21 protein-coding genes, 2 pseudogenes and 1 other annotated feature are annotated in these 19,570 nt (G+C 50.6%); of the genes and pseudogenes, 18 read left to right on the forward strand and 5 right to left on the reverse strand.

The window, feature by feature from the left end; genetic code table 11:
• Nucleotides 1-397 precede the first annotated feature (397 nt).
• Complete coding sequence (locus H2P46_RS19955; RefSeq protein WP_193406579.1) at nt 398-868, reverse strand: CerR family C-terminal domain-containing protein; 471 nt, start codon at nt 866-868, stop codon at nt 398-400.
• A 25-nt stretch (nt 869-893) separates the two neighbouring features.
• Here H2P46_RS19955 and H2P46_RS22825 point away from each other — a divergent pair, with 25 nt between their 5' ends.
• The 17 genes and pseudogenes from H2P46_RS22825 to H2P46_RS20025 all read left to right on the forward strand — a co-directional run.
• Nucleotides 894-1,112 (forward strand): hypothetical protein, encoded by a 219-nt coding sequence (locus H2P46_RS22825; RefSeq protein ID WP_202987532.1) that lies wholly within the window; start codon nt 894-896, stop codon nt 1,110-1,112.
• Nucleotides 1,113-1,250, forward strand: a pseudogene (locus tag H2P46_RS23560) (hypothetical protein); the annotation flags it as partial.
• A gap of 15 nt (nt 1,251-1,265) precedes the next feature.
• Nucleotides 1,266-1,667 (forward strand): HlyD family secretion protein, encoded by a 402-nt coding sequence (locus H2P46_RS22830; RefSeq protein WP_202987533.1) that lies wholly within the window; start codon nt 1,266-1,268, stop codon nt 1,665-1,667.
• Entirely contained in the window at nt 1,667-2,464 is a 798-nt protein-coding gene (locus tag H2P46_RS19965) for an ABC transporter permease (protein WP_202987534.1), read from the forward strand. Before H2P46_RS22830 ends, H2P46_RS19965 begins: the two co-directional genes overlap by 1 nt.
• Nucleotides 2,464-2,628, forward strand: a complete 165-nt coding sequence (locus tag H2P46_RS19970) for a TolC family protein (protein WP_338103666.1) — start codon at nt 2,464-2,466, stop codon at nt 2,626-2,628. The genes H2P46_RS19965 and H2P46_RS19970 overlap by 1 nt, the downstream gene beginning before the upstream one ends.
• A gap of 1,327 nt (nt 2,629-3,955) precedes the next feature.
• Nucleotides 3,956-5,092, forward strand: coding sequence for a UDP-4-amino-4-deoxy-L-arabinose aminotransferase (arnB, locus tag H2P46_RS19975; protein WP_193406580.1), 1,137 nt, complete (start codon nt 3,956-3,958; stop codon nt 5,090-5,092).
• Nucleotide 5,093: 1 nt separating this feature from the next.
• A complete protein-coding gene (arnC, locus tag H2P46_RS19980) occupies nt 5,094-6,077 on the forward strand; it encodes an undecaprenyl-phosphate 4-deoxy-4-formamido-L-arabinose transferase (RefSeq protein ID WP_193406581.1) in 984 nt (327 codons plus the stop codon).
• The gene (gene arnA / locus H2P46_RS19985; protein WP_193406582.1) at nt 6,077-8,056 is read left to right on the forward strand and encodes a bifunctional UDP-4-amino-4-deoxy-L-arabinose formyltransferase/UDP-glucuronic acid oxidase ArnA; all 1,980 of its coding nucleotides are present in this window, start codon (nt 6,077-6,079) and stop codon (nt 8,054-8,056) included. The genes arnC and arnA overlap by 1 nt, the downstream gene beginning before the upstream one ends.
• Nucleotides 8,053-8,937 (forward strand): 4-deoxy-4-formamido-L-arabinose-phosphoundecaprenol deformylase, encoded by an 885-nt coding sequence (arnD, locus tag H2P46_RS19990; protein WP_193406583.1) that lies wholly within the window; start codon nt 8,053-8,055, stop codon nt 8,935-8,937. Before arnA ends, arnD begins: the two co-directional genes overlap by 4 nt.
• 19 nt (nt 8,938-8,956) lie before the next feature.
• The gene (gene arnT, locus H2P46_RS19995) at nt 8,957-10,618 is read left to right on the forward strand and encodes a lipid IV(A) 4-amino-4-deoxy-L-arabinosyltransferase (protein ID WP_193406584.1); all 1,662 of its coding nucleotides are present in this window, start codon (nt 8,957-8,959) and stop codon (nt 10,616-10,618) included.
• Nucleotides 10,615-10,947, forward strand: a complete 333-nt coding sequence (gene arnE / locus H2P46_RS20000) for a 4-amino-4-deoxy-L-arabinose-phosphoundecaprenol flippase subunit ArnE (protein ID WP_193406585.1) — start codon at nt 10,615-10,617, stop codon at nt 10,945-10,947. The genes arnT and arnE overlap by 4 nt, the downstream gene beginning before the upstream one ends.
• The gene (arnF, locus tag H2P46_RS20005) at nt 10,944-11,318 is read left to right on the forward strand and encodes a 4-amino-4-deoxy-L-arabinose-phosphoundecaprenol flippase subunit ArnF (RefSeq protein ID WP_193406586.1); all 375 of its coding nucleotides are present in this window, start codon (nt 10,944-10,946) and stop codon (nt 11,316-11,318) included. The genes arnE and arnF overlap by 4 nt, the downstream gene beginning before the upstream one ends.
• A 609-nt stretch (nt 11,319-11,927) precedes the next feature.
• Complete coding sequence (locus tag H2P46_RS23110; protein WP_238939046.1) at nt 11,928-12,080, forward strand: DUF5993 family protein; 153 nt, start codon at nt 11,928-11,930, stop codon at nt 12,078-12,080.
• Nucleotides 12,081-12,089: 9 nt separating this feature from the next.
• Nucleotides 12,090-12,653, forward strand: coding sequence for a disulfide bond formation protein B (locus tag H2P46_RS20010; RefSeq protein WP_193406587.1), 564 nt, complete (start codon nt 12,090-12,092; stop codon nt 12,651-12,653).
• 374 nt (nt 12,654-13,027) lie between these two features.
• Nucleotides 13,028-13,336: a helix-turn-helix domain-containing protein gene (locus tag H2P46_RS20015; RefSeq protein ID WP_193406588.1), complete on the forward strand. Its 309-nt coding sequence runs from the start codon at nt 13,028-13,030 to the stop codon at nt 13,334-13,336.
• A gap of 28 nt (nt 13,337-13,364) precedes the next feature.
• A complete protein-coding gene (locus tag H2P46_RS20020) occupies nt 13,365-14,645 on the forward strand; it encodes a type II toxin-antitoxin system HipA family toxin (protein WP_193406589.1) in 1,281 nt (426 codons plus the stop codon).
• Between the two features lie 216 nt (nt 14,646-14,861).
• Nucleotides 14,862-15,014 (forward strand): annotated as a pseudogene (locus H2P46_RS20025) (PTS transporter subunit EIIB); the annotation flags it as partial.
• A 6-nt stretch (nt 15,015-15,020) separates the two neighbouring features.
• Here the strand turns inward: H2P46_RS20025 and H2P46_RS20030 are convergent.
• From H2P46_RS20030 to H2P46_RS23120, 3 genes are all read right to left on the reverse strand, one after another.
• Nucleotides 15,021-16,189 (reverse strand): IS3 family transposase gene (locus tag H2P46_RS20030; protein WP_193406591.1). Its coding sequence is split into 2 segments (ribosomal slippage): nt 15,021-15,940 and nt 15,940-16,189, totalling 1,170 coding nucleotides; the frame shifts between segments, so codons are not numbered across the junction.
• Nucleotides 16,190-16,256: 67 nt separating this feature from the next.
• Entirely contained in the window at nt 16,257-16,628 is a 372-nt protein-coding gene (locus H2P46_RS23115; RefSeq protein WP_238939047.1) for a T3SS effector OspC family protein, read from the reverse strand.
• Nucleotides 16,629-16,645: 17 nt separating this feature from the next.
• The gene (locus H2P46_RS23120) at nt 16,646-17,014 is read right to left on the reverse strand and encodes a hypothetical protein (RefSeq protein WP_238939048.1); all 369 of its coding nucleotides are present in this window, start codon (nt 17,012-17,014) and stop codon (nt 16,646-16,648) included.
• 278 nt (nt 17,015-17,292) lie between these two features.
• On the opposite strand from H2P46_RS23120, the gene H2P46_RS20040 reads away from it, so the two are divergent.
• Nucleotides 17,293-18,098, forward strand: a protein-coding gene (locus H2P46_RS20040; RefSeq protein WP_193403474.1) for an IS5 family transposase whose coding sequence is annotated in 2 segments (ribosomal slippage) — nt 17,293-17,643 and nt 17,646-18,098 — 804 coding nt in all. Because the reading frame shifts where the segments join, the coding sequence is not laid out codon by codon here.
• Nucleotides 18,099-18,332: 234 nt separating this feature from the next.
• Here H2P46_RS20040 and H2P46_RS20045 read toward each other — a convergent pair.
• Nucleotides 18,333-19,546, reverse strand: a protein-coding gene (locus H2P46_RS20045; RefSeq protein ID WP_420846552.1) for an IS3 family transposase whose coding sequence is annotated in 2 segments (ribosomal slippage) — nt 18,333-19,258 and nt 19,258-19,546 — 1,215 coding nt in all. Because the reading frame shifts where the segments join, the coding sequence is not laid out codon by codon here.
• Nucleotides 19,149-19,265: a sequence feature (AL1L pseudoknot), on the reverse strand. (Overlaps the previous gene by 117 nt.)
• Nucleotides 19,547-19,570 lie beyond the last annotated feature (24 nt).

Raw genomic sequence — 19,570 nt, forward strand, 5'->3', positions numbered from 1 at the left:
GCTTCGTACCATTTCTTACTACTGATGTGGTACCACCTTATAAGCAAATAACTGACATATCTCATCGTAATTTTCATCGCGCGGCATTAAGCAATTTGAGTTCGCTTAGTCAGAAAGTTACGTAGTAATCCCTCAGACTTAAGCTGTTCCATGCCGTAAATGGAAATTAGCAGATCAGCAGCGTTATTTTTCCCGGCAATGTTGGATTATGTCGCCCCAGGCTATGGCAAAGATTTGCAGCGGTGGGGGAGGAAAGTCAGCCTTTAATGCAAAAATAGAAAAGTGGTTATTGCCATGCCAGCCAGTAGGAAGCAGAGGATAATGACTGGCTTTATCGGCAATAAAATAACGGTGAAAAACTATTGTATACCTTATTTTTTTCTGTGCGATTGAGGTTTTATTTAATGTGATGGAATGCTTTGGTTGCCTTCAGACCTGCGAGCGAAAATCGTTTAAAGTGCTCAGTCAGTGACTTTGTCTGCATTGCGGTAATTTCTCTGACGGGCCCTGGGATTCGGTTACCCGCCACTATAAACATCATGCACGGGGCCATAACACTTAACATGCAGGGTAACAAAGCCGGATTGTTTTCGCTGATACCTGCCGCTTCGCTGATAATTTTCCGCACCGACTGAATTTTTCCCATGCATTCGCTGTTCACAAAGTCTGAGAGCTGGACCGAAGGAGCCAGCAATTCTCGCACAAATACCCGCCCGTGCCAGCCATTTCCTTCATTCAGTTTTGAAAGAAAATTTTCCAGAAACACACCCAGTTTTTCTTCCAGTGGCAGATTGCTTGCAGCCAGCGCCGCAAGTTTTTCTTCATCCAGGTAAGGTTGGTGTGCCAGTGACAGGACAGCAAGATACATCCCGTCCCGGCCGCTAAAATGATAATTGATAGCGGCCAAATCAACCTGTGCTGCACTGGCTATTACTTTGTTTTTAGTGGGGCAGGTGGTGGCGAAACTTGATACGCGTGCGCTGAAAATCCAGGAAAAACAGGCAGAGGCCCGGTTAGATGCTGAAAAACAAAGCGTGCGTGAGCAGCAATCAGGTGCCCGACCAGAAGAAATCGTGCAGGCTAAAGCTCAACTGGCTTCTGCACAGGCATAACTGACTAAGGCTCGTGAAGACTTCTCGCGCATACAGCGTATCTCCTCCAGCACCGCCGGCAAAGGCGTCAGTAAACAGGAACTGGATACCGCCAGGAACAACCTGAACATTGCCGGGGCCAGTGTTAAAGAACGACAGGCCAGCCTTGACCTGATGATTAAAGGGGTTCGAACGGAACAACGCAAAGCGACCGTGGCTCAGGTTAAAGCGCTGGCGGCCGATCTTGAGTTATTACAATACCGAATTTCACAGGCAGAGTTACGCGCGCCGGTTAATGCTGTTGTGAGAGCGCGCCTTCAGGAACCCGGAGATATGACCAGCGCGCAGAAGCCTGTCTATACCCTGGCGCTGACTGAACCGAAATGGGTGCGCGTCTGGATCGATGAAGGCGACCTGGGACGAATTAAATCCGGTAGCCATTCAGGATGCCAGGAAAATACGCCTCGCGAGGTGCGCCAGCGGGCCGGGCTGGCTCATGCAGCAGATATGAATACCGCGTTTATCGCAATTGTTGAGAACGCCCGGGCTCAGAATCATAAAGAGGGGAATCAGTAATGAAAAATTCCACTTTTATGAGTCGGCTGATTTCACTGACCCGTAAAGAAACACGCCAGTTATTACGGGATAAAAGCAACCTTGCGGTGGGGCTTCTGCTGCCCGTGGTGTTGATTTTGCTGTTTGGCTATGGCCTGTTGTTCGATCTGAATAACGCCAGAATCGCCGTTGTTCAGAAACAACGTACCCCGCAGTCCTGGCAGATTGTCACGGCGTTGCAGGGCAGCCGTTATCTTTCGGTTCAGGAATATACGAACCTGAAGACCGCTCAGGATATGCTGCGTAAGGGCGAAACGGACGCCATTTTACGCATTCCCCCCGATTTTGCTCAACGTCTGACCACTGGCAATGCGCAACTCCAGCTCTTGCTCAACGGTGCGTCTACCAGCGTCGCCAGCGCTGCACAAGAATATGTCACGCCCTGGCCACACAGACGGCCATTAGTGCTGATCGCGGCGGAAGCCAGTCTGCCACCGGCAGCGTCACCATCGAACAGCGCATGTGGTTTAACGAATCCGGCAACAGTACCTGGTCTGGTGGTGCTGATCCTGACGTTGATTGGCGCTTTCCTGACCGGGCTGTTTATTGCCCGTGAGCGTGAACGCGGCACGCTGGAGGCGTTCTTTGTCACACCGGTACGTCCGCTTGAACTGGTGCTGGCAAAACTCGCGCCCTATATGGTGGTAGGCGCGATCGATCTGGTTATTTGTCTACTGGCTGCACATTATCTGTTTGAGGAGCCGGTGCGCGGTTCAGCGAGCAGGAGCAACAGGAGAAAAGTGCCAAAGAGGCTATAGTGCTGATTCAGGCGAGATATAATGGCGGACTGACAAATTTCATCAATGTGCTCGACAGCCAGCGAAGCTACATCCAGGCCCGCCAGGCGTTGGCAATGAGTCAGCGTGATGTAAAAACAGCCTGGGCAGCGGTGAACCGCTCGGTGGGTAACTATCCGCGCTGAATAACGGGAGAGAAAAACGTAAGGCAATCATTGATTAGAGATCACCTGGCGCTGTCCAGGATGGCGGTGATATGCGCCTTTAACGCTTTATGATCTTTTCCAGACTCACAGTAAAAAGTTCTTTCCGCCTGTTGAGCCTGGTAGTGCGTCTGCCGTTAGCGTGTCGCTGTATAGCGTTTCCCCGCGCAGGTGCACCAATAAAGTGACAAGCCTCTGTAGAATTGCGTTCAGCTAGCGGCAACTCAAGTTATGCGGCAGCGGAATCAATCGATCTCTATTTTTGACGGTTTCAGTTTTCGCTCAGATTATATCAAAAGCGTGTTCCTTTTGTGACGTTACCTTAAAACCGCTGGCTTTTTTTCTCACAAATTTTATCAGATAAATTTATGATAAATTTGGTAAAGCTTTCCTACCGTGAGTCTGGCAATGATAGTCTGAATGCTTTAATAATATTCATCCCTGCTGGGATCAGATTTATGATGTTTTTTGGAATGCCCAGGTTGTAATAGTTCACTAAATTTAGCTGGGCATTCTGCCAATATCAGCGATTTTAATGCGGCTTTAGCGAGAAATGTTAACCGGAAATATCAGTAAGCACATTCCCAGGCCGGATTGTTCAGCATTCATCTTGACGCGACTGAAATTGCTGCCTGAGTTTTTTGGCTTATCGAAATCATTAACAGAGAGTCAGTAGCTATAGCAATTTTACTGCAAATACTCAGACAGTTATAAAAATTAATTTGTAATAATGCTTCATAACGATGCGTGTGAAGAAGAGATGCTCTTGTCTACCCCATAGCTGCCTTTGTTGATTTTGATAGCCATAAACGACGCTGTCTCGTTCGGGGCGGGCCAGAGGGTCTAACGGTAATACCGCATGGCATAATTAATTTAGAGCGCTTTTTAAGAGCGGGTCCAATCCAATAGCAGGGCGATATGATAAAAATAGAGAATTTTCTGGTGGTCTGCTTGTATCAGGCAAGAGAGTGGCCCGTATTAAGTAATAGTAACGATGGAAACAGATAGTTGCCCTAATAATTTTCGAACCATCATGGAACGGGGCGTTAGCATTATTTTCAGAGGTTTGATCATTAAAAACAGACGATTACATCAAATGTGTTCAGGCTCAGTTTAATTTACCTGGTAGAATTGCGTTGTGTATTTCTAAGGTTTTTATTCCCACCGGTGAATTGTTTATCTTTCGTTTGTGCTTGCGGGTGGAATATATCCCGGTTACCTGAATTTGCAAATCCGAACACTATTAATATTTATCTACCGGGCTTACACAAATCGGTACTGTTTCTCCGAATTTTTTAGTAAGGATTATATGGCTTTTCTTCCCTTCTCACGTCCTACATTAGGTGAAAGCGAGCTTGAGGCTGTGCGTGATGTCTTTGCATCTGGCTGGATCACTACCGGGCCGCAAAACGCAGCGCTGGAGCAGGCCTTTTGCCAGCTTACCGGCAATCAGTTTGCGATTGCTGTCAGTTCTGCCACGGCAGGTATGCACGTCACGCTGCTGGCTCTGAATATTCAGCCCGGCGATGAGGTAATTACACCCTCGCTGACCTGGGTATCGACCATCAACATCATCACGCTGCTGGGGGCGACGCCAGTAATGATTGATATTGATTGTGACACCTTAATGGTCACGCCTGAACAGATTGAAGCAGCCATTACGCCACGTACACGTGCCATTATCCCGGTGCATTACGCAGGCGCGCCAGCTGATATAGATGGCATCCGTGCGGTTGGCGAGCGTCACGGTATTCCTGTGATTGAAGATGCCGCGCACGCGTCGGGCTGCTATTACCGGGGACAACACGTAGGCTATCGGGGCACCGCCATCTTCTCATTCCACGCCATAAAAAATATGAGCTGCGCTGAAGGCGGTCTGATTGTCACTGATGATGCGGCCCTGGCCGATCGCATGCGCAGCCTGAAATTTCATGGGCTGGGCGTTGATGCTTACGATCGTCATACCCATGGACGCAAGCCGCAGGCAGAAGTGATCATGCCTGGTTTTAAGTACAACCTGCCAGATATTAGCGCCGCTATAGCACTGGTGCAGTTGCATAAGCTGCCCGCAATTAATGAGCGTCGCGCGGCCATTGCACAGCGCTATCTCACCGAGCTAGCGGATACGCCTTTTCTGCCGCTGGCGCAGCCGTCATGGCCGCATCAGCACGCCTGGCATCTGTTTATCATTCGCGTTGACGAAGCGCAATGCGGCCTCAGCCGTGATGCCTTAATGGAAACGCTCAACGCTCAGGGCATCGGCACCGGTCTGCATTTTCGTGCTGTACACACCCACAAATATTACCGCGACCGCTATCCGCACCTTTCCCTGCCTAATACCGAATGGAATAGCGATCGTATTTGTTCCCTACCGTTATTTCCTGATATGCGTGACGAAGACACTGGGCGCGTGATTAGCGCTTTACGTCAGATCGCCGGAGTTTGACATGCTGGAAGAAAAAGCCATTCGTAAGATCTCCGTGGTGATCCCGGTGTACAACGAAGAGGAAAGTTTACCCGGACTGATACAGCGTACCGATACTGCCTGTAGCGAACTGGGGCTGGATTATGAAATTCTGCTGGTGGATGACGGCAGCAGCGATCGCTCCGGCGAGATGATTACTGACGCTGCTGATATGCCCGGTAGCCATGTGGTGGGCGTATTGCTCAATCGTAATTACGGCCAGCATTCAGCGATCATGGCGGGCTTCAGTCATGTAAGCGGCGATCTGATTATTACGCTGGATGCCGATCTGCAAAATCCGCCAGAAGAGATTCCGAATCTGGTCAACGCGGCGCTGCAAGGTTATGACGTGGTCGGCACAGTGCGCCAGAACCGTCAGGATAGCTGGTTCCGCCGCCGAGCCTCTCGCACTATTAACCAGTTGATACAGCGAGTTACGGGTAAAGCGATGGGCGATTATGGCTGTATGTTGCGCGCCTATCGTCGGCATATCGTCGATGCGATGCTCAACTGCCACGAGCGCAGTACTTTTATTCCCATCCTCGCCAATACTTTCGCGCGCCGCACCATCGAGCTGCCAGTGACACATGCAGAACGCGAATTTGGTGACTCCAAATACAGCTTTATGCGGCTGATTAACCTAATGTACGACCTGGTCACCTGTCTGACCACCACGCCGCTGCGTTTGCTGAGCATTGTTGGCAGCCTGATCGCGTTGGCTGGTTTTGCCTTCTCGCTGGTGCTGATCGTGCTGCGGCTGTTCCTCGGTGCTGAATGGGCCGGTGATGGCGTATTCATGCTATTCGCGGTGCTGTTCATTTTTATCGGCGCACAGTTTGTCGGCATGGGCTTACTCGGTGAATACATTGGCCGTATTTATAACGATGTCCGCGCCCGTCCGCGCTACTTTGTTCAACGCGTCATCCATCCTCAGCAGGATGCCTCCTCAGTACAGGAAATTGAGTAATGAAAACGATCGTCTTCGCCTATCATGATATGGGCTGTGCAGGCATTAATGCGCTACTGAGCGCCGGTTTTGAAATCAGCGCAATTTTTACGCATGCTGACAATGCCTCTGAAAACCACTTTTTTGGCTCGGTTGCGCGCCTGGCGGCGGAACAGGAAATCCCGGTGTATGCGCCGGAAGATGCTAATCATCCCCTGTGGGTCGATCGTATCCGGGCGATGGCGCCTGACATCATCTTTTCGTTCTATTATCGTAATCTGCTGAGCGATGACATCCTCAACGTTCCCCCTCTCGGTGCCTTTAACCTGCACGGCTCCTTGCTGCCGAAATACCGCGGTCGTGCGCCGCTGAACTGGGCGCTGGTGAAGGGTGAAACCGAAACGGGCGTGACGCTGCACCGTATGGTGAAACGTGCCGACGCTGGCGATATTGTGGCGCAGCAGCGCGTGGCGATCGAAGAGCAGGACAATGCGCTGACGCTGCATCGCAAGCTGGTGGTCTGTGCGACCCAGCTACTGGAACAAGCACTGCCAGCAATGAAACGCGGCGATATTACGGCGACGCCGCAGGATCACAGCATCGCCACCGTGGTGGGCTGCCGTACGCCGGAAGATGGCCGCATCCAGTGGGAGCAACCCGCGCAAATCATTAACAATCTGGTGCGCGCGGTGACCGAGCCGTGGCCGGGCGCGTTCGCCTTTGCCGGTAACGTGAAATTTGTGGTGTGGAAAGGGCGTGTCCACTGTACTGCGCACAATGCCAGACCGGGTACGGTATTGTCAGTTGAGCCGTTTCTGATCGCCTGTGGTGAAGGGGCGTTGGAAGTGGTGACCGGTCAGAGCGAGAACGGCGTATATATGAACGGTTGCCAGCTGGCGCAGAGCCTCGGTGTGGTTCCGGGCGCGCTGCTGTACTCGCAGCCGATGGCGACGGTTAAACGTCGTACTCGTGTGCTGATACTCGGTGTGAATGGGTTTATCGGTAACCATCTGACCGAGCGTTTGTTACAGGACGATAACTTTGAAGTGTACGGTCTGGACATCGGCTCAGATGCTATCAGCCGCTTCCTCAATGAGCCGCGCTTCCATTTTGTAGAAGGCGATATCAGTATTCACTCTGAGTGGATCGAATATCACATCAAAAAATGTGATGTTGTGTTGCCGCTGGTTGCTATCGCCACGCCGATTGAGTACACCCGCAATCCGCTGCGCGTATTCGAGCTGGATTTTGAAGAGAACCTCAAAATCATCCGCGACTGCGTGAAATATCAAAAGCGCATCATTTTCCCGTCAACCTCCGAAGTGTACGGCATGTGTACCGACAGCCACTTTGATGAGGACCAGTCCAGCCTGGTCGTTGGACCAATCAACAAACAGCGCTGGATCTACTCGGTATCGAAGCAGCTGCTGGACCGGGTGATCTGGGCCTACGGCGAAAAAGAGGGGCTACGCTTCACCCTGTTCCGTCCGTTTAACTGGATGGGGCCGCGTCTCGACAATCTCAACGCTGCACGTATTGGCAGCTCACGCGCCATCACGCAACTGATCCTCAATCTGGTGGAAGGTTCCCCCATCAAACTGATTGACGGAGGGGCGCAGAAGCGCTGCTTTACCGACATCCGTGACGGCATCGAAGCGCTGTTTCGCATTATTGAGAACAAGCAAAACAACTGTGACGGTCAGATTGTCAATATTGGTAACCCGGAAAACGAAGCCAGCATCAGAGAGCTGGCCGAGCGGCTCCTGGCCAGCTTTGAGCGGCATCCATTGCGCGATCGTTTCCCGCCTTTTGCCGGCTTTCGCGAAGTGGAAAGCAGCAGCTACTACGGCAAAGGCTATCAGGACGTGGAGCATCGTAAGCCGTCGATCAAAAACGCCTGCCGTCTGCTGGACTGGACGCCAACCATAGAGATGGATACCACCATTGAGAATACGCTGGACTTTTTCCTGCGCACCGTTGAGCTGTCGGAAAAGCCATGAAGAAAATTGGCTTGCGCGTGGATGTTGATACCTGGCGTGGAACCCAGCGCGGTGTCCCGGCATTACTGGCGCAATTCAGACAGCATGAGCTGCAGGCCAGCTTCTTCTTTAGCGTCGGGCCGGACAATATGGGGCGTCATTTGTGGCGTCTGATAAAGCCGCGCTTTTTGTGGAAAATGCTGCGTTCGCGCGCCGCTTCGCTCTATGGCTGGGATATTTTACTGGCGGGTACGGCCTGGCCGGGGCGTGAAATCGGCCTTGCTCTGAAAGAGATTATTAGCGCTACCGCAGGGCACCATGAGGTCGGACTGCACGCCTGGGATCACTTTGCCTGGCAAACCTGGGCGGGTGTATGGCCGGAAGATAAATTATTTGAGCAGATTGCGCGCGGCAAAGAGGCGCTGGAAGACATTCTCGGTGAAAATCTCACATGCTCCGCGGTGGCAGGCTGGCGCGCAGATGAGCGCGTTATTGCAGCCAAGCAGCCGTTTGGTTTCCGCTATAACAGCGACTGCCGCGGTACTGGCCCGTTTCTGCCACGGCTAAATGATGGCAGCTTAGGCACGGTGCAGATTCCAGTAACCCTGCCTACATGGGATGAGGTGGTTGGCCAGTCGGTGAGCGCTGCCGGATTTAACGATTTCATCCTTGAGCAGATGCATGCCGCAACCGGTTCGCCGGTATATACCATTCATGCTGAAGTCGAAGGGGGGATTGGACTGCGGGCATTTTCTGACTTGCTGGCGCGGGCAAAAGAGCAGGACATCCATTTCTGTCCGCTTAGCGAATTGCTGCCGGAAGATCTCACAACACTGCCGCAAGGCAACGTGGTGCGCGGTCATGTCCCTGGGCGCGAAGGCTGGCTGGGCTGTCAGAGCTAATTTTTAACAGGAACCATGGATGCGTACAGGTACTAAAACGGCACTGCTACTCGCACTTTTCGCACTTTATTATCTCGTCCCGATTGAATTCCGCGCATTATGGCAACCGGACGAAACCCGCTACGCAGAGATCAGCCGTGAAATGCTGTTTAGCGACAGCTTTATCGTGCCGCATTTCTTCGACCTGCGTTATTTCGAAAAACCCGTTGCGGGCTACTGGATAAATAACCTGGGTCAGCTGCTGTTTGGTCACACCAATTTCGGTGTGCGTGCCGGGGCGATTTTTAGCACCACGTTGAGTGCCGTGCTGATTTACTGGCTTGGCAGGCAGATGTTCGCCAGCCGGAAAATTGCGCTGACGGGCAGCGTGATCTTCCTGACCTCGCTACTGGTGTACAGCATCGGTACGTATGCAGTGCTCGATCCGATCCTGCTGCTGTGGCTGGTGTCGGCAATGTGTAGCTATTGGCTGACCGTACAGGCGATGACTTCGCAGCAACGTTTGCGTGGCTATGTGTTGCTTGGTGCGGCTTGCGCGATGGGGTTCATGACCAAAGGTTTCCTGGCGCTGGCCGTGCCGGTGCTGGCGATTATGCCGTGGGCGATCTGGCAGCATCGCTTTGGTGAGCTGTTACGCTGGGGTCCACTGACAGTCATGGTTGCTGTGCTGTTAAGCGCCCCCTGGGCACTGGCAATTAATCATCAGGAAGGCGATTTCTGGCACTATTTCTTCTGGGTGGAACATATTCAGCGCTTTGCCGAGTCCAATGCCCAACATAAAGCACCGTTCTGGTATTACCTGCCAGTGTTACTTGCGGGCTGTCTGCCATGGCTGGGGCTACTGCCGGGTTCGCTGCTTGCTGCGTGGCGTCAACGTAATCAGCAAGCTGGCGCGTGTTATCTGCTGAGCTGGGTACTGTTGCCGCTGCTGTTTTTCAGCATCGCCAGAGGCAAACTGCCTACCTATATTCTGCCGTGCTTTGCGCCGCTGGCGTTACTGATGGCGAACTATGCATACAGCGGTAGCGTACAGGTGATGAAAGCCTTCAAAGTGAATGGCTGGATTAATTTTTTGTTTGGCGTCGTGACCACACTGGTGCTGCTGGTAGCGATTGCACCCTGGGGGCTGGCGCATCGTCCAGTCTATGCCAGCAATGAGACGCTCAGCGTGATGTGCGGGGCGCTGGCGTTTATCGGCTGGGGCGTGATGGGGTGGTTGAGTCGCAAGCCAGCCAGCGATCGCTGGCAACTGGCGGCACTGTGCCCGCTGATGTTGGCGCTGCTGGTCGGGTTTGCCATTCCGCAAAAGGTACGCGACTCAAAACAACCACAAAGTTTTATCAGCGTGGTACATGATCGGCTGGCAAACAGCCGTTATCTGCTGGCAGACAATCCGGGCGTGGCATCTGCCGTTGCCTGGGAGCTACAGCGCAGCGATATTAATTTCTATGATGCCAAAGGCGAGCTGCAATACGGTCTCAGTTATCCAGATGCGCAGTCACGTTATGTTGCGGCCGATGCTTTTGCCGCCTGGCTGGACGTGCATCGTCGTCAGGGGAAAGTCTCGCTGGTGCTGATGCTGGGCTCTGATGGAATTATGCCAGATGCGCATTTGCCGCCGCCCGATGATGTCTATCGTCAGGGCCGTCTGGTCTACTACGGATATGATGCGGCACCATGAATCTGTTACTGATTTTACTGGTGAGCTTACTGAGCTGCGCCGCCCAGCTGTGCCAAAAGCAGGCGGCGCATCTCGGCGCCAGGCGCGGCAAAAAAAAGTTGCTGATGTGGATCGCGCTGAGTTTGTTACTGCTCGCCGTGGCGATGCTGCTTTGGCTGGCGGTACTGCACGTAACGCCGGTTAGCGTTGCTTATCCAATGCTGAGTCTTAATTTCGTTTTGGTCGCGCTGGCCGCCCGACTGTTCTGGCAGGAAACCTACACGCTGCAGCAGTGGCTGGGCATCATAGTGATGATTGCGGGCGTTAGTCTTATCGGGAGCCATTTGTGAAAGGGTTGGCGTTTGCGCTGAGCAGCGTTCTGCTGGTGTCGCTGGCGCAGCTGGTATTACGCGCAGCGATGCCTGAACTTCCGGCCCTGAGTGAAATATCGAGCCTGCAAATGGCGCAGTACCTTAAACCGTTGCTGCTGTTGTGCGCCGGGCTCGGTGCTTATGCGCTGTCGATGCTGTGCTGGATGCTGGCGTTGCGCTATCTGCCGCTCAACCGGCTCTATCCCTTACTTAGCCTTAGCTATGTGCTGGTATGGCTGGGGGCGATTTCACTGCCGATGTTCGGTGAAACATTCCGCTGGAGCAGTTTTACCGGTGTACTGTTAATCATCTTTGGCCTGCTGTGTGTGTCGCTGCCGCGCCGAAAGTAGCGTTTTATCTTTTCTCTATGCCTGTATGCCAGTTGCTGTATCGCCCTGTTAAACCGGGGTTTGTCAGTGATTATCCCGAGAGTCATGTTTGCATAACCAAGCAGTAAACCGGCTGATGGGCGTTGATTCTCCGGTAAAACTTTTGTTGGGCAATGCTTCTTTTATGGTTAGCGGGTTCAGGATGCTTGCATAGGGTTTCGAGGATAATCTGCTTTTTAGGGGATTGTGTCGCTATTGATAACAGAGGCTTACCTTCGTACCCTTCTGTTGGCCATTACCCAGGCCAAACGCTGATGCATACTGGGGTAAATAAATAAGAAAGGCGGAACCCGGTTAAAAGTATTACGTCCGCTTAGCAGCGCCCGGTCCAGGCCACTATATATTCAGGAAACTGGAGCAGTAGTGAGAGTACGATAACAGAAGATAACTCGCTCTATAGTCTACAGAGTTATAGATGAAAGTAATAAATCAGGCGTATACTGTGATTGAAATTGTTGTGTTTAAAATTCTGACGAGTCATCTCGCCTGATAAGTGATTATTCAAAGCGTTAAACAGGAATAAGTTATAGTCAGCTCTGTATTTACAGGCAGAAAAATAAAGGAGATTTTATGTTTTTACCATTTTTAATCGCTCTGGGCATAGTTTTAAGCGTCTTATCTGGCAAAAGAAAGATAAGTTATGCGCTTTGGGGAGTTCTGCTGGTAGTGACCCTTCTTACCTTTAAATACCATGCTACTGATGCTCTGAATCTGTCTTTCTGAGGAATGAAAATGGAAAATTTTAAACAGAAAAATACTCAGCTTGCCCTGTTTGCGAACTTTCTGGGGCTTATTGGCATATCCATTACCCTTTTAATTGCCTTTTATTATCAACTGGTAAAGTCAGAGTTACCGTGTCCACTTTGTCTACTTCAACGGGTAGGGCTGATACTGGCGGGTTGTGGCTTTTTATTTAATATACAGCAAAGTATTAAAAACACCCATTATGGTATGGTTATCATTGGCTGTATTGTAACGGGTATAATTGCAGCCCGGCAGATGTTTTTGCATATCACGCCAGGTGATACTGGCTATGGTTCGACATTCATGGGCATACATTTTTATACCTGGGCTCTGTTGTCCTCTGTCCTGCTTATTATGTTTGTTGCAGTAATAATGCCGTTAAACGATCTTTCGAAAAATTTAATCAACCTTCCCTCGCTGCCAGGAGCAAATAAGGTTGCCAGCCTGTTATTCGTTTTCCTGATTGCAGGAAACTTAGTCTCTACGGTACTTGAATGTGGCAGTGGACAGTGCGCAGATAATCCATTGAGATATGAATTACTGTCGAAGTAATCTATTCCGTTAAATAAATCAACTCCAGATTGTAAAGGTGACTGGCCCGCTATTCGATAGGGCTGGTCACCGCAGGAACGAACTCTTTTTCCCGCCATCGCGCTCCTTTGCCTCTTCAGCCAACGTTAACAGCGTGGCCTGAAAGCGGTATTTTAACATTGCGCAACGCGTCAGACTGAGCCGGACAGTATATTGCACCGCTTCTTATCATAATTCCCTATTAAAGACTTATAAAAGCCTCTTATTCCCGTTTTAGGGGAATAAAAGCTTTTAAAAAACCCTTAATAGAAATATTTCGCGTTGAGAGAGTGCTTTACTATAATGGCTTTAATAAAGGTTATTAATGACGTTTTATTGCAACTGGAGCTGTTAATGTGGCTATTAAACTCTATTCAGAATCTGCCTTAATGGCTGAACTGGCACACCGTCTTAAAGAACATCGGCTGCGTAGAAACCTGCTCCAGAAAGATCTGGCACAGAAGGCCGGCATATCCGTATCGGCCTTAAAGAAGCTGGAAAGCAACGGTAAAGTGACCCTGGAAAATTTTATGAAGGTGGTCTTTGCCTTACGGCTTGAGAAAGAGATGATGGGCCTGTTTGATGCTCCAGCATTGAGTATTGCGCAGGTTGAAGCGCTAAAAACGGCGAAACGTCAGAGAGCGACCCGGCGTAAAGTAAATTAATTCATAATCATTGACGACGGAAAGCGTGATGAGAGAATTACAAAATAATTACCAGCCTCTTCAACGACTGGAGGTCATCTATGAAGGCTGGGGTGAGTACTGGCCCGTGGGTATTTTAGCGGCGGGCATACAGCGCAGCGAGTGGTTGTTTGAATACTCAGAGCAGAGCATTCAACGCGGTATTGAGTTTTCTCCCTTACTTCATCCCTTGGACCGTACTACCTATTCAGATTTTGAGCGCCACCAGGAGGGCATACCCGGCTTTATTGCTGATTCGCTGCCTGATGGCTGGGGCAGGCTGTTAATGGATCGGCTGTTACGCCGTAACGGTTTCGAACCTGCCGGACTCTCTGCCCTCGACAGACTGGCGCTATTGGGCAGCAATACTATGGGCGCGTTGACCTATCGGCCACTGGTCGTAATACCCGGACAGGATACACATCAGCAAGATATTAACGGCCTGATTTTACTGGCAAAAGAGATACAGGTTGAAGTATCGGGTCAGGATTCAGACGTGCTACCGGAACTGGTGCGCCTTGGCGGATCGCCGCACGGCGCCCGTCCGAAAGTGCTGGTGGAGTTTGATCCCGCCAGCGGACGCATTGCGTCCTCACCGTTTACAGGCAGCCATCCCTGGTTGATTAAATTCCCCGCCGCGCAGGAAGCGGTCTGGGTATGCGCCTTAGAAGAGGTATATGCACGTATGGCTCGACAGGCCGGTATCGCATTCCCTGAAAGCCGCTGGTTCTCGCTGGGTGATGGCTTGTCAGCTTTCGGCGTTAAGCGATTTGATCGTCATCAAGGAGTACGTGTTCCAATACTCAGTATGGCGGGTGTGCTGCAGGCGGATTTTCGGCTTCCCTGCCTCGACTATATTGACATCTTGCAGGCGACGGGGATGATCACTCGTTCTGTAGCAGAGCGTGAAATTCAGGCGCGGCGAATGGTGTTTAACGTGATTATGAACAATCAGGATGATCATGCTAAAAACTTTGCGTTTACGCTTAATCAGAATAGAGAGTGGCAGGTGTCACCCGCTTATGATCTCACTTTCCAGATGGGGCCGGGCGGTCAGCATCAGTCATCTGTAGCGGGTCATGGTAGTAAAATTAGCCGTAATGCTCTGCTGAAGGCTGCGAAGTCTGCGGATATTAGCGAGAAAACCCTTAATTCTGTAATTGCGGAAGTCTGCGAGGTGGCGACTTCGTTTGTAACGTCAGCCAAAGCGCTTGGCGGGGCGATCCCTACAGCCGTCATAAAAGAAACGGCCGAGAAAATTAATGCCAATATAAAGGCGCTTTCTGATTAAAAGGATAAGCCATAGCGGATGGTAACGTGATAATCATCACGTTTAAAAAGACCTGGCTTTAAATTTATTGTCCAGGTCGCTGGGTTTCACGCACTATATCAAACGCACAGGATTGTAACTGTTTTTACAGGCAAAACCTGAGCCGTCTCTTCTGCCCGACAGTAGAGACGGCTCAGGTTTTTTTTGTCCGAGCATCAGGAATAAAGGGAGAGATTCATGCATTACCGGGAACTTGCAGATGACATTATCACCGGCGTAGGTTGTCGGGAAAATATCCTCAGCGTGATACATTGTGCAACTCGCTTACGCTTCAAACTCAAGGACAGCCATAAAGCGCGGACCACTGAATTGAAAAATAATCCAGGCGTGTAGTGGTCAACTAAAACTGGCCACCGCTTTAGAGTTTTTCCAGTATCGATTTTCCGATTCGTTTGGTGGTAGCCCACCGTTATATTCGTGCGGCCTGAGTACGCTGTAATATCCGACGATGTGGTCCCTTATTGCATGGGCAGCATCACTGAAGCTTACGTAACCTGTCACCGGTACCCACTCGTTTTTCAGACTCCTGAAGAAGCGTTCCACCGGACTGTTATCCCGGCAGTTTCCGCGTCGGCTCATACTCTGCCTGATCCGGTAACGCCACAGTAACTGCCGGAACTGCCTGCTTGTATAGTGGCTACCCTGATCGCTGTGGAACATTACCCCGACTGGTTTGCCCCGGGTTTCCCATGCCATTTCCAGCGCTTTAATGGTCAGTCTGCTGTCTGGAGAGAATGACATTGCCCAGCCGACAGGTTTCCTTGCGAACAAGTCGAGAACAACGGCGAGGTATGCCCAGCGTTTACCTGTCCAGATATACGTCACGTCGACGCACCACACCTGATTAGGCTCTGTCACTGCGAACTGCCGCTCAGGGTGATTCGGGATAGCGACGTGTTCATGGCCACCACATTTATACCGGTGAGCAGGCTGCTGACAACTGACCAGTCCCGGTTCTTTCATGAGCCTGCCGGCAAGCCAGCGTCCCATTCTGAAGCCTCTCAGGGTTGCCATGGTCGCGATACTTCCTGCGCCAGCAGAGCCATGGCTGATATTATGCAGCTCCAGAACCTGACTGCGTAATACAGCCCGCCTGCCGTCTGGCTTTTCAGGGCGGTTTTTCCAGTATTTGTAGCTGCTGCGATGCACCCCGAACACGTGGCAGAGTGTGGCCACAGGATACTGCGCTCTGAGTTTCCCGATTAACGAGAACTGTTCAGGGAGTCTGACATCAAGAGCGCAGTAGCCTTTTTTAATATTTCGTTTTCCATTTCAATGGGTTGTAGCTTTTTCTTCAGCTCGCGTATTTCGATCTGTTCGGGGGTAATGGGGGAAGCTATTGGTGTTTTACCCTGCCGCTCCTCACGCAACTGCTTCACCCATCGCGTCATTGTGGACAGACCAACATTCATAGCGCTGGCAGCATCTGCAACCGTATAGTTTTGGTCAGGAACCAGTTGAGCGGATTCACGTTTGAACTCTGCGCTGAAATTTCTTCTTTTCATTGGGGCACCTGTAATGTTCTGAGGTGAGCATATCACCTCTGTTCAGGTGGCCAAATTCACTATGCCACTACACTATGAATTCCTTATGTTCGTGCATAAATGCAGGTGGAATAGTGTTATCAAAATGATCAGTCAATGTCAGATACCCATGAGGAAACTGCTCATCAACTATATAAGCATTGGCTCCAAAATCTACAGTTGAATGGCGGGTATTGAGAGGGAGTTGAGCCTTATCATCAGAAAATTCAACGCCCAAAAAAACAAAATCCTGATTGCTTAAACATCTTATATCTTCTGAGTACGTATTTTTTGCAGTGCTAATCTCATTAGATTGCAACTTATTCAACGACATGATGTTAAGTATTCCAGCGGCATCTACCAAATTTGAATTACTTTGATGTCTGAAATGGATTTTTGCATCTACCACTTTACTTAGCAAAACCTTTTCCTGCGAGGTTAAATCTTGGGTTTTTCTTTTATTTTTGTTAAATCGTTTTTAGATACATTATTAAGATGCTGTAGTGAGTGTAATGAAGATTTCCGTGCTGATGAATCTGTCAGAGCGATTCCTAAATATTTGAAATTATCACCGTTAGAAAACATTTTATTATAGCTCTGAGCTGCTACTGCTTTCTTAAAAAATGCTTTTATTACATCCGCACTTCTGTTCTTTAAATCACTACTCTTAAGCATTGTATCCGGAGAGTTTTGTACAGAAATGATTTTTTTCATGGTGTTACTTCGTTCCCCTCTAGTTCCTCTATCTGGCGGAAGACAAGCAAAATTATTTTGCTGACCATTTACTAATGAATGTGTTAACTTCATAACTGATTTTCCATTATATACATATTTATTTATACTAAGCTTATCGTGGCGGCTATATAGCCATGGGCTTTATATTTTATTTAAATTTAAGTTGTGAGTGTATAATTAGCTTCCTTGAGATGTCTTGCGATAATGGTATTTTAGAAAAAACAACAGTTAAAAAATGAATAATCTTATCATAAAGGTGTTGCATTAATATTTAAACAGGGGCCAGATTAAGAACCTATCCCAAAAGGAATTGTCAGATCGTAAATAATGGCAATTTTTGAGGGCGAAGTATGGCGGGCAACAAGTGGCAGATCAGCGATGAACTCTGGGAGAAAATGGCTCCCCTTCTCCCGGAACATAAAACCCACCATCCGCTGGGCACGCATCGTAGACGTGTTGATAATCGTGCCGCAATGAACGCCATTTTCTTTGTGCTCAGAACCGGTTGCCAATGGAATGCCCTGAATGCCACGGATATTTGCTCATCCAGCTCAGCCCACCGCCGCTTTCAGGAATGGCGGGATGCTGGAGTATTTGAACGCTTCTGGCAAAACGGGCTGCTTGCCTGCGAGAAGCGGGATGCCATTGACTGGTCATGGTTGTCGATGGATGGCTGCATGACAAAATCGCCCCTTGCAGGCTCAAAAAAACAGGTCGCAACCCGACTGACAGGGGGAAGCAGGGAGTAAAGCGGAGCCTGATGACCGACGGGAACGGGCTTCCGCTCTCGCTGGCTGTCGCAGGGGCAAATACCCACGACATAAAACTGGTTGAAGATACGCTGGACGCGCTACAGACCGGCAGGCCGGGTCGCAGGCTGCATCTGTGTATGGACAAAGGCTATGAGGCTGAATGGGTGGAAATTTGTTTGAAAGCTCGTCGTTATGAACCTCATATCCAGTCGGGGAAAGAGGAGTCTGAGGCAATTAAAAACAGCGAGTTCAGGGCTCATCGTTGGGTTGTGGAAAGAACGCATAGCTGGATGAATCGCTTTCGCCGCATACTGACGCGATGGGAGAAGAAAGTCGAAAACTACGAGGCGATGCTGCATTTTGCTTGCAGCATCATTGTCTGGAATAAAATCCTTTTGGGATAGGTTCTAAGTCATATTTATAGATAAATTCGTTGTTTGCTGCCCTTAGTTCGGGGAGGATGTCGAGGATTGATAATGGTTGAAACATAATTAAGGTTTGGGGCTAATTACCCCTCTACCTTTAACAAAGCTTGCGAGAACGATATTTGCAACCCAGACAAACGGCTAATTAATGACAACATAAGGATAATATACTGAACCGCCCCGGTTTTCCGGGAGAGTATTTTAGTTGGGAACTCAGGCTGCCAGATCCTTATTCCCGATGGAAGCATAATATGCCCGTTCGGCTTCTGCCGGTGGGATATGCCCCAGCCTTTCCAGCAGCCGGCGATTGTTGTACCAGTCCACCCACGCCAGCGTCGCCAGCTCCACTTCGCCGCGGTTTTTCCAGCTTTGCCTGTGTATCACCTCCGCTTTGTACAGGCCGTTGATGCTTTCGGCCATCGCGTTATCATAAGAGTCACCCGTGCTTCCCGTTGAAGCCAGAAGCTCCGCCTCCTGCAACCGCTGTGTGTAGGCCAGCGACACGTACTGTGAACCTTTGTCGCTGTGATGGATGTTTCCTGATGCCCGCCGGGCCCACAGCGCCTGCCCCAGCGCATCCAGCACGAACGTCGTCTCCATCGACGATGACACCCGCCAGCCCACGATGCGACCGGCGAACACGTCGATAATGAACGCTACGTATGCGAAGCCCTGCCAGGTGCTGGCGTACGTGAAGTCTGCCACCCACAGCTGGTCAGGGCGTTCAGCCACGAACTGACGGTTCACCCGGTCATGCGCGGCAGGGGTCTTACGGCTGACGGTGGTTCGCACCTTTTTACCTCGCAGTACGCCGGTTAGGCCCATGGACTTCATCAGCCTCGCGATGGTGCATCGGGCCACGCTGAAGCCCTCCCGTAGCAGCTGGCGCCAGACCTTGCGAACACCATAGACGCCGTAGTTTTCGTCGTACACGCGCTGTATCTCCTGCTTCAGTTTCTCATCACGCTGGTCGCGATGGCTACGTCTGTCAGGATGCAGCTGATATTCACGGTAGCGGTAGTATGACGACGGGGCGATATCCAGCTCATGGCATACCGGTCCGACCCCGTATTCATCGCTCAGGGTATCCACCAGGAGGGCTATTTTTTCCAGAGGCGGTCGAACTCCCCCTTCGCAAAATAAGCTGAGGCCCGCCGCAGGATATCATTGCTGCGCCGCAGCTCGCGGTTCTCACGCTCCAGCTCTTTCAGGCGCTGGCGCTCAGTGGTGGAGAGACCACCATCACCGCCACCGGCATCACGTTCATACTGACGCAGCCAGATACGCAGGGTCTCCGGCGTGCAGCCGATTTTAGGGGCGATGGAACTCAGGGCTGCCCACTGTGAGTCATATCCGTCCTGGCATTCCAGAACCATGCGGACGGCGCGCTGCCGTATCTCGGGGGAAAAACGTGTATTTTTAGTCATCCTGTTTACCTCTCTCTCAGGGAG

This window comes from Mixta mediterraneensis (genome assembly GCF_014946725.1).
Taxonomy (GTDB): Bacteria; Pseudomonadota; Gammaproteobacteria; order Enterobacterales; family Enterobacteriaceae; genus Pantoea; species Pantoea mediterraneensis.

Bases quoted from the DNA above. Each gene is read 5' to 3' on its own strand.
- arnE (WP_193406585.1), top strand. From the start codon at position 10,615: ATGAATCTGTTACTGATTTTACTGGTGAGCTTACTGAGCTGCGCCGCC.
- H2P46_RS19955 (WP_193406579.1), bottom strand. From the start codon at position 868: ATGTATCTTGCTGTCCTGTCACTGGCACACCAACCTTACCTGGATGAA.
- H2P46_RS22830 (WP_202987533.1), top strand. From the start codon at position 1,266: ATGATTAAAGGGGTTCGAACGGAACAACGCAAAGCGACCGTGGCTCAG.
- H2P46_RS23110 (WP_238939046.1), top strand. From the start codon at position 11,928: ATGTTTTTACCATTTTTAATCGCTCTGGGCATAGTTTTAAGCGTCTTA.
- arnD (WP_193406583.1), top strand. From the start codon at position 8,053: ATGAAGAAAATTGGCTTGCGCGTGGATGTTGATACCTGGCGTGGAACC.
- H2P46_RS20020 (WP_193406589.1), top strand. From the start codon at position 13,365: ATGAGAGAATTACAAAATAATTACCAGCCTCTTCAACGACTGGAGGTC.
- H2P46_RS20010 (WP_193406587.1), top strand. From the start codon at position 12,090: ATGGAAAATTTTAAACAGAAAAATACTCAGCTTGCCCTGTTTGCGAAC.
- arnA (WP_193406582.1), top strand. From the start codon at position 6,077: ATGAAAACGATCGTCTTCGCCTATCATGATATGGGCTGTGCAGGCATT.
- arnT (WP_193406584.1), top strand. From the start codon at position 8,957: ATGCGTACAGGTACTAAAACGGCACTGCTACTCGCACTTTTCGCACTT.
- H2P46_RS23120 (WP_238939048.1), bottom strand. From the start codon at position 17,014: ATGAAGTTAACACATTCATTAGTAAATGGTCAGCAAAATAATTTTGCT.
- arnC (WP_193406581.1), top strand. From the start codon at position 5,094: ATGCTGGAAGAAAAAGCCATTCGTAAGATCTCCGTGGTGATCCCGGTG.
- H2P46_RS19965 (WP_202987534.1), top strand. From the start codon at position 1,667: ATGAAAAATTCCACTTTTATGAGTCGGCTGATTTCACTGACCCGTAAA.
- arnB (WP_193406580.1), top strand. From the start codon at position 3,956: ATGGCTTTTCTTCCCTTCTCACGTCCTACATTAGGTGAAAGCGAGCTT.